Origin of the sequence: Ensifer sp. LC163 (genome assembly GCF_001695855.1) — a bacterium.
Classification (GTDB): Bacteria; Pseudomonadota; Alphaproteobacteria; order Rhizobiales; family Rhizobiaceae; genus Ensifer.
Map to the genome: position 1 here is coordinate 63,306 of NZ_MBSS01000009.1, position 13,583 is coordinate 76,888.

The 13,583-nt window shown below is 61.8% G+C and carries 13 protein-coding genes; 8 read left to right on the plus strand and 5 right to left on the minus strand.

Features of this window, described 5'->3' with window-relative positions:
• The first annotated feature begins 245 nt into the window (after positions 1-245).
• The 8 genes from BC360_RS08305 to BC360_RS08340 all read left to right on the plus strand — a co-directional run bounded on the left by BC360_RS08305 (position 246) and on the right by BC360_RS08340 (position 9,488).
• On the plus strand, positions 246-2,234 hold the full coding sequence (locus tag BC360_RS08305; RefSeq protein ID WP_065794928.1) for an FUSC family protein: 1,989 nt from the start codon (positions 246-248) through the stop codon (positions 2,232-2,234).
• An 89-nt stretch (positions 2,235-2,323) separates the two neighbouring features.
• A complete protein-coding gene (locus BC360_RS08310; protein WP_065794886.1) occupies positions 2,324-3,169 on the plus strand; it encodes an RNA methyltransferase in 846 nt (281 codons plus the stop codon).
• Positions 3,156-3,953: a glutamate racemase gene (gene murI, locus BC360_RS08315; RefSeq protein ID WP_065794887.1), complete on the plus strand. Its 798-nt coding sequence runs from the start codon at positions 3,156-3,158 to the stop codon at positions 3,951-3,953. The genes BC360_RS08310 and murI overlap by 14 nt, the downstream gene beginning before the upstream one ends.
• 223 nt (positions 3,954-4,176) lie before the next feature.
• Complete coding sequence (locus BC360_RS08320; protein WP_065794888.1) at positions 4,177-5,691, plus strand: ATP-binding protein; 1,515 nt, start codon at positions 4,177-4,179, stop codon at positions 5,689-5,691.
• A 256-nt stretch (positions 5,692-5,947) separates the two neighbouring features.
• Positions 5,948-6,565: a 30S ribosomal protein S4 gene (rpsD, locus tag BC360_RS08325; RefSeq protein ID WP_065780161.1), complete on the plus strand. Its 618-nt coding sequence runs from the start codon at positions 5,948-5,950 to the stop codon at positions 6,563-6,565.
• A gap of 155 nt (positions 6,566-6,720) precedes the next feature.
• Positions 6,721-7,668 carry a glutaminase gene (locus BC360_RS08330; protein WP_065780163.1) on the plus strand — a complete coding sequence of 316 codons (948 nt, stop codon included), beginning with the start codon at positions 6,721-6,723 and terminating at the stop codon, positions 7,666-7,668.
• A 114-nt stretch (positions 7,669-7,782) separates the two neighbouring features.
• On the plus strand, positions 7,783-8,667 hold the full coding sequence (gene ttcA / locus BC360_RS08335) for a tRNA 2-thiocytidine(32) synthetase TtcA (RefSeq protein WP_065794889.1): 885 nt from the start codon (positions 7,783-7,785) through the stop codon (positions 8,665-8,667).
• Complete coding sequence (locus tag BC360_RS08340) at positions 8,664-9,488, plus strand: inositol monophosphatase family protein (RefSeq protein ID WP_065780167.1); 825 nt, start codon at positions 8,664-8,666, stop codon at positions 9,486-9,488. Before ttcA ends, BC360_RS08340 begins: the two co-directional genes overlap by 4 nt.
• A 73-nt stretch (positions 9,489-9,561) precedes the next feature.
• Here BC360_RS08340 and BC360_RS08345 read toward each other — a convergent pair whose 3' ends face one another.
• The 5 genes from BC360_RS08345 to BC360_RS08365 all read right to left on the minus strand — a co-directional run bounded on the left by BC360_RS08345 (position 9,562) and on the right by BC360_RS08365 (position 13,508).
• Entirely contained in the window at positions 9,562-10,791 is a 1,230-nt protein-coding gene (locus BC360_RS08345) for a multidrug effflux MFS transporter (protein WP_413813732.1), read from the minus strand.
• 131 nt (positions 10,792-10,922) lie between these two features.
• Positions 10,923-12,158 (minus strand): multidrug effflux MFS transporter, encoded by a 1,236-nt coding sequence (locus BC360_RS08350; RefSeq protein ID WP_065780172.1) that lies wholly within the window; start codon positions 12,156-12,158, stop codon positions 10,923-10,925.
• 393 nt (positions 12,159-12,551) lie between these two features.
• Positions 12,552-12,890 (minus strand): Grx4 family monothiol glutaredoxin, encoded by a 339-nt coding sequence (gene grxD / locus BC360_RS08355; protein WP_065780174.1) that lies wholly within the window; start codon positions 12,888-12,890, stop codon positions 12,552-12,554.
• 134 nt (positions 12,891-13,024) lie between these two features.
• The gene (locus BC360_RS08360; protein WP_065780176.1) at positions 13,025-13,267 is read right to left on the minus strand and encodes a hypothetical protein; all 243 of its coding nucleotides are present in this window, start codon (positions 13,265-13,267) and stop codon (positions 13,025-13,027) included.
• Between the two features lie 7 nt (positions 13,268-13,274).
• Positions 13,275-13,508: a BolA family protein gene (locus BC360_RS08365; RefSeq protein ID WP_057248940.1), complete on the minus strand. Its 234-nt coding sequence runs from the start codon at positions 13,506-13,508 to the stop codon at positions 13,275-13,277.
• Between the last annotated feature and the right edge of the window lie 75 nt (positions 13,509-13,583).

A 13,583-nucleotide genomic window follows, 5' to 3' on the forward strand; every position in this document is an offset into this window, starting at 1 on the left:
GGGAGCGATGTCCCTTCCTCTTTAGAAAAATCCAGAGCCCTATAGCATTGTGAAACGGCAAGGCAAAGCATGCTTGGCTGAAACTTTGGGTGGAGACTCGATCGACCGGCGGGCAGGGGCCGAGGCCGCGTTTTTGATCGGTTCAAGCCGGCCGCCGCCTTGAAAAGATCGGGGGCAGCGTTAAGCAGGAAGGAGCAGTGAAGCGGCGCCGGTCGATGGTCGCCGCAGCAGGCAAAAGGCATCCGATGGAAATTCGCTCCCGCGTGCGCGATTGGCTCCTGGCCAACGATCCTGCCTTTTCCCGGCTGCGCCAGGCGACGCGCATCACCGCGACGATCGTTTCGTCGGTCTGCCTGCTAATGGCGTTCCACTTTCTCGTGGCGCCGCTGCCGCCGGCGGCCTACGGCCTTGCCGTTTCCCTCTCGATCCAAGGCGGCCTTGCCGTGCTCGATCGCACGCACGGCGAACAGCTGGTGACCCGCGCGATTGCCGTCATCGTCGGCGTCTCGATGGTTGCGCTGGCCTCGGTGCTGGAAGACCACCGCTATGTCTCGGATGTCGTCTTTTTGTCGATTATCTTCCTGGCGGTCTACTGCCGCTCGTTCGGAGCCAGATGGTTTGCCGTCGGCATGTTCGCCTTCATGTCCTATTTCATCGGAGCCTATCTCCGGCCGACGGTCGACCAGTTGCCTGCGCTGTTTTTCGGTGCTGCGGTTTCGGCATTGGTCGCTCACCTTGTCCGTACCGTGCTTCTGCCCGACAACCGCTACCGCGACCTCATGCGCGCGGCCGCCAGCGTCCAGCAGCGCGTCGACGAGATACTGGAGGAGCTGGCCGATATCGCGCGCAGGCCGGCGCTGCTCGAAACGGATCGCGCCCGGCTCCACCGGAGGGAGGAGCGCCTCAAGGAGGCGGTGCTGATGGCGGAAAGTTTCATTCCGACCGAAAAGCGACGCCCGGAACCCGAACCCGGCCTTGCCTCGTCGGATGTGGTGATCAACCTTTTCGACCTGCACCTGGCGGCCGAGAGCGTGATCGTTCTGAGCCTGCAGGCGATGCCGCCGGTTTCATTGATCGACGCAATGCTTGCGCGAAATTCCGCCCTTATCGAAGCGGAGTCGGCGCGCATCGACCGCACGAATGAGAGGCTTGTCGAGACCGTCAAGGCACTCTCATGGCTGCGCAATGTTCGGCAGCGCCTTGCCCAGAGCCTCGAAAAACTCGACGCAGACGATCTGGATGATCCGGTCGGACCAGCGATTGGCCAGCCGTCCGCACGTCCAAAGCTGACCGTGTCCAATCCGGCGCTCAAGGCGGCCATCCAGATCACGCTTGCCTCAGGCATCGCCATGGTCTTCGGGCTGATGCTGTCGCGCGACCGCTGGTTCTGGGCGGTACTGGCAGCCTTTCTGGTCTTCACCAACACCCGCTCACGCGGCGATACGGCGGTCAAGGCGCTGCAGCGCTCGGCCGGCACGCTGTTCGGCATCGTGGTTGGCATCGTCGTCGGCACGCTGGTCGCCGGGAACATCTACCTGGTGCTGCCACTGAGTGCGCTCTGTGTTTTTCTCGGCTTCTATTTCCTTGCGGTTTCCTATGCGGCGATGACCTTCTTCGTCTCTATCGTGCTCTCGCTACTTTACAGCCTCATGGGTGTGCTGACCCCACACCTGCTTCAGCTGCGCCTGGAGGAAACCCTGATCGGCTCCATCGCCGGTGCCGCGGTTGCCTTCGTGGTTTTCCCGACCCGCACGCGAACCTCGCTCGATCTGGCGATCAAGGCCTGGTGCGGTGAGCTGACAGGGCTTCTGCAAGCGGCGAAGGACGGCGGCTCGGGCATGGCGCTGATCATGCGGTCACAAGCCCTCGACCGCGCCTACCGTGATCTTGCCGCGGCGGCCAAGCCACTTGGCGTTTCCTGGCAGCTCGTCACGCGCCCCGGCCATGTGAGGCAGACGCTGGCGATTTTCATGGGCTGCACCTATTGGGCGCGCGTCTTTGCCCGCCGCGTCGTCGATGAGGCCGACGCGGTCGGCTCGACCTTTCATGGCGGCATCGACGACAATCTGGCGCTGGTTCGCTCGATCACGGCAAAGGGGGCCGGCTATTTCTACGACGTCGGCCGCGTCGCCGGGCCCGTCGATCGACATCTGCCGATATCGAAGGACGATGCGGAACTGGGGCTGGAGATGATCGGCATCTCCCTCAATCGTCTGCATCCGGCAAAACCGTGAAGCCCGCAGTCGCCGGAATGTCGGCCGGACTTTAATTTTCCGGGCTTTTGTGCGAGGGAAGCGCCGAACAGAAGGCGAAGGCGAAAGACATGGCAGGCACCAACAGCGAACGAGAACTCCTGACCGAAGGACCGGCGATCATTCTCGCCTATCCGCAGCTCGGCGAGAATATCGGCATGGTCGCCCGCGCCATGGCCAATTTCGGCCTGTCTGAACTGCGCCTCGTCAACCCGCGCGACGGCTGGCCGAACGAAAAGGCGCAATCTGCCGCCAGCCGTGCCGACCATGTCATCGAAGGCGCCAAGCTCTACGGCTCGCTGGAAGAGGCCATTGCCGACCTCAACTTCGTCTATGCGACGACGGCGCGCGACCGCTATGGCTACAAGCCGGTCCGCTCACCGATCGTGGCAGCGCGCACGCTCCGACAGCGCTTCCGCACCGGCGAGGCGACCGGCATCATCTTCGGCCGTGAGCGCACGGGCCTCACGAACGAGGAAGTCGCGCTTGCCGACGAGATCGTGACCTTCCCGGTCAATCCCGCCTTTGCCTCGCTGAACCTCGCCCAGGCCGTCCTGCTCATGTCCTATGAGTGGATGAAGACCGGCATGGAGAGCGAGGACGAGACGTCTTTCCAGGCGCTGGAGCAGCGTCCGGCGAAGAAGGACGATCTGCAGGGCCTGTTCGATCATCTCGAAGATGCGCTGGAAGCGCGCAACTATTTCCGCTCCGCCGACAAAAAGCCGAAATTGGTCGAAAATCTGCGCACTGTTCTGACCAGACCAGCCTTTACCGAAACGGAAATCCGGGTGCTGCGCGGCGTGATCTCGTCGCTGGATCGGTTTTCGCGCGAACATCCCCGGGGTTCCGGCGCTCCCGCTGATCACAGCAGGGCCGAGCACAACAAGAAAGTATCGGACAGCGGTGACAGCGACTGACCTGAAACCCATCCTCGTCTTCGACAGCGGCATTGGCGGGCTCACGGTTCTGCGTGAGGCGAGGGTGCTGATGCCGGAGCGGCATTTCATCTATATCGCCGACGATGCCGGCTTCCCCTATGGCGGCTGGGAGGAAGGGGCGCTGCGCGCACATATCATCGCGCTCTTTGGCCGGCTGCTGGCCGAGCACGATCCGGAAATCTGCGTGATTGCGTGCAATACTGCATTCACCCTGGTCGGTGCCGACCTGCGCGCCGTCTTTCCGGAGATGACCTTCGTTGGCACCGTGCCTGCGATCAAGCCGGCAGCCGAGCGCACGCGCTCGGGACTGGTTTCCGTTCTGGCAACGCCGGGCACGGTCAAGCGCGCCTATACGCGCGACCTCATCCAGTCCTTTGCCAGCCAATGCCATGTCCGCCTCGTCGGCTCGGAAAACCTCGCCAAGATGGCCGAGGCCTATATTCGCGGCGAGAAGCTGGACGATGCGGAGGTGTTGGCCGAGATCGCGCCTTGCTTCATCGAGATGGATGGCCGCAAGACCGACATCGTCGTTCTCGCCTGCACGCATTATCCCTTCATGGCCAATCTTTTCCGGAAACTGGCGCCGTGGCCGGTGGACTGGCTGGATCCGGCCGAAGCGATTGCCCGGCGTGCCCGTTCGCTGGTGCCGCTGCCCAACGGGTTCGAACCGTTGAACGGTGAGGACCCGGCGATCTTCACCTCGGGAAAACCGGATTTTTCGACGCGCCGGCTGATGCAGGGCTTTGGCCTGACAGTGCGGTAAACGAGCACTTCTTATCTGTGGGTTTCTCGCTTTGTACCGGGAAAACTTCGGGGAAGGGTGCTAGACCTCGGGGCTTGCGGGCGCTCGCCCGAAATCAGCTAAAGCATGTCCAGGAAAAGTGCGACGCGGTTTTCCGTCAGGAAATGCGTAAAAACTAAAGAGATAGAGCGCTTCTGCGACTCTGTCTGAACCAGAATCGCTCTAAAGGCAGGATGAGGTACGGATGAAAGTCGGCATCGACATGGGAGCGACGTCCGAAGGGACTTCGGCCTCTCTCGATATCGAGGAGCTTCTGGCGACCCGTCTCCTGGTGCAGGGCAATTCCGGCTCCGGCAAGTCGCACCTCCTGAGAAGGTTGCTCGAGCAATCTGCGCCGTGGGTGCAGCAATGCATCATCGACCCCGAGGGCGATTTCGTCACGCTTGCCGACAAGTTCGGCCATGTGGTCGTCGAGGGCGAACGCACCGACGCCGAGCTGATCGGTATTGCGACGCGCATTCGCCAGCATCGGGTTTCCTGCGTGCTGTCGCTCGAAGGCCTCGACATCGAACAGCAGATGCGTAGCGCCGGCGTGTTCCTCAACGCCATGTTCGATGCAGATCGGGAATACTGGTATCCCGTGCTCGTGGTGGTCGACGAGGCGCAGATGTTTGCGCCGTCTGTCGCCGGTGACGTCACCGAAGAGGTCCGCAAGATCTCGCTCGGCGCCATGACCAATCTCATGTGCCGCGGGCGAAAGCGTGGGCTTGCGGGCGTGATCGCCACCCAGCGCCTGGCAAAGCTTGCCAAGAACGTTGCGGCGGAAGCATCCAACTTCCTGATGGGCCGCACCTTCCTCGATATCGACATGCTGCGCGCCGCCGACCTGCTCGGCATGGACCGTCGCACAGCCGAAATGTTCCGCGATCTGAAGCGCGGTTCCTTCGTTGCCCTTGGCCCGGCACTGTCGCGCCGTCCGCTGAAAGTGACGATCGGCGCCGTCGAGACCTCGGCGCGCTCGACGAGCCCGAAGCTGATGCCGCTGCCGGAAGCGCCGCAGGATGTGGAAGATCTGATCTTCACTCCCGACGCCGACGAGCTGACACGGCCGATCACGCGCCGTGCCGCGCCACCGCCGCGCCCGGCGACCGATATTCTCGCCGAACTGTCGCGACCGCGTCCGGAGCCGATGGCTCCTGCGGAAGCCAAGCCGGCCCAACCGGAAATGTCGGCGGAAGAGCGGGGCGCACTGCTCGACAGCCTGTTTGCCGAGATCCTCGCCAATCCAGACGCCGCGTTCCGGCCGGATGCCGAGCTGTTCCAGGATTTTCTCGTGCGCTGCCGCATTCGCCGTGTGCCGGGCGCGGCACTCTCCCTGAACGCGTTCCGTCGCAAGATGGCAATCGCCCGCTCCGGCGTCGATGCCGAGACTGCGGCGACAGACGCCTGGGCGTCGGCGCTACGGCTTGCCGATCGCGTCACCGAGGATTTGCAGGGCGTGTTCCTGATGATGGCACAGGCGGCGGTGCGTGGCCTTGCCTGCCCGTCGGACGCGATTATCGCGCGCGCCTATGGTACGCACTCCGCGCGTCGCGCCAGACGTCTGCTCGGCTATTTCGAGGAGAATGGGCTCATCGTCGTCCATGCTGACTTCGCCGGCAAGCGTATAGTCGCATTCCCTGACCTCGGCCACGAGACTGCGCCGGGCGACGCCAACGGCCCCGACATTACCGATACGGGTCGCGCCGCAGCGGAGTAGCTGATATGCCGGAACGATATGCGGGCAAATCCCTGCATTTCCTGTCATATTCCGTTGACATTCCGTCATTCTCTCAGTAAACACCCGCCCAACGCCGGGCAGAAATGTCCGGTGTTTCATTTGACATGTCCCGTGGTTTCTCCGGCAGCGTGATCGTGAGAATCCTGTCAGAACTCTAAAAATGGGTTCAGAGGAGGGCGTGTTTCCTTGATCCGGTTTGGCAACAAACCGGTGTAACCGACTGAAAGGAAATGCGATGAGCAAGCGCGAATCGTCCAAGTACAAAATTGACCGCCGTATGGGCGAAAACATCTGGGGCCGTCCGAAGTCGCCGGTTAACCGCCGCGAATACGGCCCGGGCCAGCACGGCCAGCGTCGCAAGTCCAAGCTTTCGGACTTCGGTGTGCAGCTGCGCGCCAAGCAGAAGCTCAAGGGCTACTACGGCGACATCCGCGAAAAGCAGTTCCGTGCGATCTTCGCCGAAGCTGACCGCCGCAAGGGCGACACCCCGGAGAACCTGATCGGCCTGCTCGAATCGCGCCTCGACGCGATCGTCTACCGCGCAAAGTTCGTTCCGACCGTTTTCGCTGCACGTCAGTTCGTCAACCATGGCCACGTCAAGGTTAACGGCGTTCGCGTCAACATCGGTTCCTACCGTTGCAAGCCGGGCGACGTCATCGAAGTCAAGGAAAAGTCCAAGCAGCTCGTGACCGTTCTTGAATCGGTTCAGCTCGCTGAGCGCGACGTTCCTGACTACATCGAAGTCGACCACAACAAGATGGTTGCGACCTACGTCCGCGTTCCGGTTCTCTCCGACGTTCCTTACGCCGTCGTCATGGAACCGCACCTGGTCGTCGAATTCTATTCGCGTTAATCCGAGGCCCTGGCCTTGTGAACGATCGAAAGCCGCCCGGAGACGGGCGGTTTTTTTGTCTCTTCAGATATCTGGCTCTTTTGATCTGCCGCGCGACAGTACGGCTCTATGAGCCAGGCGCAGGCCGATGACTTGCGCGGTGAAAGGGAAGTCGCATGCCGGAGCAGAAGACGCCGCAGGACCTGCAGGCGATCATCGAGGACATTCACCGCGAACTGACGCCACGGCTCGGCGAGGGCAAGGTCGCGGATTACATCCCGCAGCTCGCGCGCGTCGATCCCAAACACTTCGGCATGGCGATCGTCACCACCGACGGGCAGGTGCACCGGGTCGGCGATGCCGAGGTGCCTTTCTCCATCCAGAGCGTCTCCAAGGTATTCACACTGACGCTGGCGCTCGGCAAACACGGCGAGAACATCTGGCATCGCGTCGGGCGCGAACCGTCAGGCTCTGCCTTCAACTCGATCGTCCAGCTCGAGCAGGAAGGCGGCAAGCCGCGCAATCCGTTCATCAATGCCGGCGCCATCACCATCAGCGACCTGATCCTTGCCGGCCACACGCCGCGGGAGCTGATCGGCGAAATCGTGCAGTTCGTCCGCTATCTCGCTGACGACGATGCCATCGTCATCGATCATGAGGTCGCCCGCTCCGAGACGGCGACGGGATACCGCAACTTCGCGCTTGCCAACTTCATGCGCGCGTTCGGGCGGCTTGATCATCCGGTCGAGCACGTGCTCGGCGTCTATTTCCACCATTGCGCGCTCGCGATGACCTGTGGTCAGCTCGCCAAGGCCGGCCTGTTCCTTGCAGCCGCCGGCACTAACCCGCTGACCGGACATTCGGTCGTGTCGCGGCAACGGGCCCGGCGCATCAATGCGCTGATGCTGACCTGCGGTCATTATGACGGCTCGGGTGATTTCGCCTATCGCGTCGGCCTGCCCGGCAAGAGCGGCGTCGGCGGCGGCATCCTTGCCGTTGCGCCCGGCAAAGCCTCCGTGGCCGTCTGGTCGCCCGGGTTGAACGAGAACGGCAATTCGCTGCTGGGATCGCTGGCGCTCGAGATGTTGGCCGCGCGCACCGGCTGGTCGGTGTTTGGCTCCTGATTTCGGTTGGAAGGCCGTTTTCCCTTGATCTTGCTGTGGGAACGGGGCAAGTGCTGGCCGTGACGTGCCGAGCGCTCATTTGTCCTGTGCCGGCCCCATTCCAGGATCGTTGCCATGGATCATTCGCCAGCCATTTCGCCTGACGCAATCGACATTGCCATTGAAGACAGCGACATCGAGACGGGTCTTCATCCGATCTTCGAACGCATGCCGTCGTCCGTCTCCTTCAACAAACTGCGCAAGCGGCTGCTGCGGCAGACGCGGCAGGCGCTGGACGATTTTGGCATGTTGAAGGGCGCCAAGCGCTGGCTGGTCGGGATCTCCGGCGGCAAGGACAGCTACAGCCTGCTGGCACTGCTGATGGACCTGCAGTGGCGCGGGCTGCTGCCCGTCGAGCTGGTCGCCTGCAATCTCGACCAGGGGCAGCCGAATTTTCCGAAGCATATCCTGCCGGAATATCTCGCCTCGATCGGCGTGAAGCATCGCATCGAATATCGCGATACCTATTCCATCGTGAAGGAGAAGGTACCGACGGGCGCCACCTACTGCTCGCTCTGTTCGCGTTTGCGCCGCGGCAATCTCTACCGGATCGCGCGCGAGGAGGGCTGCGACGCGCTGGTCCTCGGCCACCATCGGGAAGACATTCTCGAAACCTTCTTCATGAACTTCTTCCATGGCGGCAGGCTCGCCTCGATGCCGGCGAAGCTTCTGAACGACGAGGGCGACCTGATGCTGCTGCGGCCGCTGGCCTATGCGGCGGAAGACGATCTGGCGAAATTTGCCGCTGCCATGGAATTCCCGATCATTCCTTGCGACCTCTGCGGTTCGCAGGACGGGCTGGAACGCAACGCGATGAAGGCGATGCTTGCCGATCTCGAACGGCGCATGCCCGGCCGCAAGGATACGATGCTGCGGGCACTCGGCCACGTGAACCCGTCGCATCTGCTTGACCCCAAGCTTTTCGACTTCCAGTCCCTCTCACCGGAGCCCAAAGAATGAGCCATTCCGTCGACATCGCCGCCCTTGCCAATCTGCTGCAGGAGGCCGCGGTCAAAGAAATCCTGCCGCGGTTTCGCAATCTCGGTGCGGGCGATGTCCGGATGAAGTCGGAAGCGATCGATCTCGTCACCGAGGGCGACGAGGCGGCCGAGCGCCTGATCAAGGCGCGCATGGACGAGATTGCGCCGGGCGCCGTATTCATCGGCGAAGAATCCGTCGCTGCCGATCCGGCGCTGCTCGACAAGCTGGCTGATGCCGATCTCGCCGTCGTCGTCGATCCTATCGACGGCACTTTCAACTTCGCGGCCGGCCTGCCGCTGTTCGGCGTGATGGCGAGCGTCGTTTCCAAGGGCGAGACGGTTGCCGGCATCATCTACGATCCGCTCGGCAACGATTGGGTGATCGCCGAAAAGGGCTCGGGCGCCTGGATGTGCCGCCCTGACGGCTCGCAGGAGCGCATGTCGGTGACCGTAGGCGTTCCGCTTGAAAGCATGGTCGGCGGCGCCTCGACGGGCTTTTACAAGCAAGAGGCACGGCGCGAGGTCATGGCCAACATGGCCAAGGTCCGGATCGCCACCAGCTACCGTTGTGCGGCGCACGAATACCGCATCCTTGCCGGCGGCTACATCCACTTCCTGATGTACCAGAAGCTGATGCCCTGGGATCACCTGGCCGGCACGCTGATAGCGCTGGAGGCAGGCGCCTACGCCGCTCGCTTCGACGGTTCGCCCTATCTGCCTGCCCATCTCAATGGCGGCCTGCTGCTGGCCACCGACAAGGACAGTTGGGAAACGCTGCGCCGCGAAGTCTTCACCGTCTAACAAGACGAAATCATAGAAACACAAAGCCCGCCGGGATCGCTCCAGGCGGGCTTCTTGTTGGTCCGGTTTAAATCTACATATGGCCGCCGCCGTGGTCGAGCGAGACGTCCTTGTCGCCGGGATGGGTGAAGAGCTTGCCCTTCTCGGCCCAGAGCGTCGCCAGGACCGTCACGAGGCCGAAGACGGCGAAGCCCCCGAACAGCGGCTGCAGCGTGCCGTTGAACAGTTGGCCTACGGCGCCGCCGAGCAGCGCGCCGCCGGTTGTCGAGACGAAGCCGGTGATGGCGGTCGCCGTGCCGGCAAGGTGACCCATCGGCTCCAGGCTGATCGCGGTGAAGTTGGTCGCGATCACCGCGAAGAACATCAACAGCACAGAGAACATGAGGTAGCTGACGACGAAGGCCGGCGTACCCCAGAGCGACATGACAAAGCCGATCACCGAAAGCAGGGTGAACAGGATCATCGACACATGCGAGATGCGACGCATGCCGAAGCTGCGCACGAAGAAGCCGTTGGCGAAGTTTGCAACGGCGATGCCGCCGGCGGTGCCGGCAAAGGCGATCGGCAACCAGTCGCCGAGGCCATAGACCTCGCCGAAGATCTGCTGGACGGTGACGATGTAGGCGCAGATCACGGCGGTGAACAGCGTCATGCCGATCATGTAGCCGCAGGTGATGCGGTTGGTCAGCACAGTCTTGAAACCGGTTGCGACCGACGATACCGAAAGCGGCAGCCGCTCTTCCTTCGGCAGCGATTCCTTCATGCGGGCCAGTGCCCAGACGAAGAGGACTGCGCCGATGATCCCGATCAGGATGAAGATCCAGTGCCAGTTGGCATAGAGGATGACGAGTTGGCCGATGGAAGGCGCGACGATCGGAACGATCATGAAGACGATCATGACGTAGGACATCACCCGCGCCATCTCGCGACCGCCGAAGCAGTCGCGCACGATCGCCATGGTGGTAATGCGCACGGCGGCTGCACCAATACCCTGGACGAAGCGCAGGACGAGCAGCATTTCGAAGCTCTGCGTGAGGGCGGCGGCAAACATCGACACGGTGAAGAAGGCAAGGCCCCCGAGCAGCACGGTGCGCCGTCCGAATGTATCGGAAAGGCTACCGAAGAAGATCTGCGAAAGGCCGAAACCGAGGAAGAACACGCCGATGACGAGCTGGGTGTCGTTGGAGTTGGCGACGCTGAGCGACTGGCCAATGCTCGGCAAAGCCGGCAGCATACTGTCGATGGCAATCGCCACGCTCGCCGTCATGACGGCAATGGTGATGATGAACTCGAGGAGGCCCATGTTGAGGCGCGCTGCGCCCGAAACCCCGTCGACATGGTCGGATTGTGTGGTGATTGAGGTCATTGTGCGTACCCGTAAGAGCAGATCTGGGAGGAGAAATCCGGTTGGCAAGGCTGTTTGGCAGGCTGTGATCAGCCCGCCGGGTTGTGTGCCTTGAACAGCTTTCCGCGTTCGGCGATGAGAACGAACACGACACCGATCGCCGCAACGGTGAAATAACCGATCGCAAGCGGTGTCGCCGTGCCGTCGAAGGCCTGACCGATGATGGCACCGATGACGCCGCCGCCGATGGTCTGGGTAAAGCCGAGCACCGAGGAGGCGGTGCCGGCGACGTGGCCGAGCGGCTCCATCGCCATCGCGTTGAAGTTCGACGCGATCAGCCCGAACTGGAACATCGCAGCACCATAGAGAACCACGAAGAGCGGGAAGGGCACCGGGCCATAAAGCGACGCCACCATCCAGAGGAGGCTCGCCAGCATGAAGCCGAGCAGTGCGGCATGCGACAGCGCCCGCATGCCGAAACGCCGAACGAGCTGCGAATTGGTGAACGACGCGACCGCCATCATTCCTGCAAATGCCGCAAACACGACCGGGAACCACAGACCCAGCCCGTAGACCCCAACGAGGATCTGCTGGGCGGAGTTGATGAAGCCGAAGAGCGCACCGAGGATGACCGATGTCCCCAGCGTGTAGAATAGCGACAGACGGTTCGTCAGGACGATCTTGAAGCCGCTGAGGATGACCGCCGGCGTGAAGGCCCGGCGATGATCCGGGTTCAACGTCTCCTGGAGCCGGAACACGACGAGCGTTGCTATCGTGAAGGCAAAGAGCGCGATGACGACGAAGATCATGTGCCATTCGGCAAAGATCATGATCAGCTGTCCGACGCTTGGCGCTATGACCGGTACGATCATGAACACCATCATGATCAGCGACATCACTTCAGCCATGCGACGGCCACCATAGACGTCACGCACGATCGACACGGTGATGACGCGCGTGGCGGCGGCGCCGATGCCCTGGACAAAGCGAAGCGCGAGCAGGGCGCTGAAGGTCGGTACAATGGTGATTGCGACCGCGCAGACACCGTAGATACCGAGACCTGTGAGCAGCGGCGCCTTGCGGCCGAAACGATCTGACAGCGGGCCGAAGAACAGCTGCGCCACGCCCATGCCGATGAGATAGGCAGTGATGACATACTGCCGATGATTTTCATCGGTGACGCCGAGGCTGGCGCCGATCTGCTGCAGACCCGGCAACATAATGTCGATCGACAAGGCATTGACTGCCATCAGCATGGCCATCAGGGCGATGAACTGAAATTTGCTGAGGCCGGGAGCGGCCGCTTCGTCTGTCGTGCTCGTCATAGGCAAAATCCTTGCGGCGCGCCGGGCGCAACCGTAATAGGTCAAGACCGGAGTTTGTTCCGGAAAGAGGCGACGTCGGCTGGCAAAATGCCGGTCGGCATGTCGAGTGTCGTTTGAGAGGACGGGCCTGGTCCGGCAAAGCGGTGCAAGCGGCATCCGATGTGAAGCGAAAGGGACTTTCGGCGATGGGCAGCCGGGCCAAGCCGGAGCATGGGGACGGGCGAACGCCCTTTCAGGCTGCTTATGCCGATTTATCGCGACCGCTTCATGACAGAACGAGAATGTGTTCCACCTAGAAAAGAACAACGAAAATTAGACGATCCGGATTTATTTCCGGAATCAAAAAAGGCGGTCGCCCGCCTTTTCCGACCAGATCGGAGTTGGCGGCCTGACTTAGGCAGCAGCGCCCTTGACCGAAATTCCCTGTTCCTGCAGGTGCGACTGGAGTTCGCCAGCCTGGAACATTTCGCGGACAATGTCGCAACCGCCGACGAATTCACCCTTTACATAAAGCTGGGGAATGGTCGGCCAGTTCGAATAGTCCTTGATGCCCTGGCGCAGGTCCGCGTCGGCAAGAACGTTGATGCCCTTGTAGTCGACGCCGATGTAATCAAGAATCTGGACCACCTGGCCGGAGAAACCACATTGCGGGAACTGCGGCGTACCCTTCATGAAGAGTACCACGTCGTTGGTCTTGACTTCGTTCGCGATGAATTCGTGAATTCCGCTCATCTTTTCATCCTTCCTGCGCCGGTTTCAAGGACCGGATATCGATTGGGCCTTAGATAGCATGCATATCAGTGATTTTCATCACCCAAATGCAACAAATATTGATGGGCCTCAAGATGTGGTTTTAATACAACTGCTCAGGCCGAACGGCGGCGTGCCTTGCTGCGTGCGCTGGCGGTTCGCCGCCGGCTCACCTGTTTCTTGGCCGGCTTGCCGATGGCGGCTTCCAGGAGATCGCCCAGAATGCCGCCCGTCGCTGCCTTGCGTGTCCGGCGTTTGGTCCGCTTTGTCGCGGTCCGCTTGACGCCGGTCTTCTTCAGGATTTCCTTCAGCGCGCTGTCGACAACGCCACTGACCAGTTCCTTGATCAGATCGGCCATTGCCTGCTTACTCCGGCGCGCTGGTCTGAAGGGCGAGGGCGTGCAGAACGCCGCCCATGTTGCCCTTCAGCGCGTTGTAGACCATCTGGTGCTGCTGCACCCGGGTCTTGCCGCGAAACGCTTCGGCCACGACTTCGGCGGCATAGTGGTCGCCGTCACCGGCCAGATCGCGGATCGTGACCTTGGCGCCGGGAATTCCTGCCTTGATCATGTCTTCGATGTCGCCTGGTGTCATGGGCATGTTACGCCAACTCCTTGTTATTCTGCAGTGCCCGCAGCGTTGCCGACACTGTCCATACACTCAGGGAACCACGAT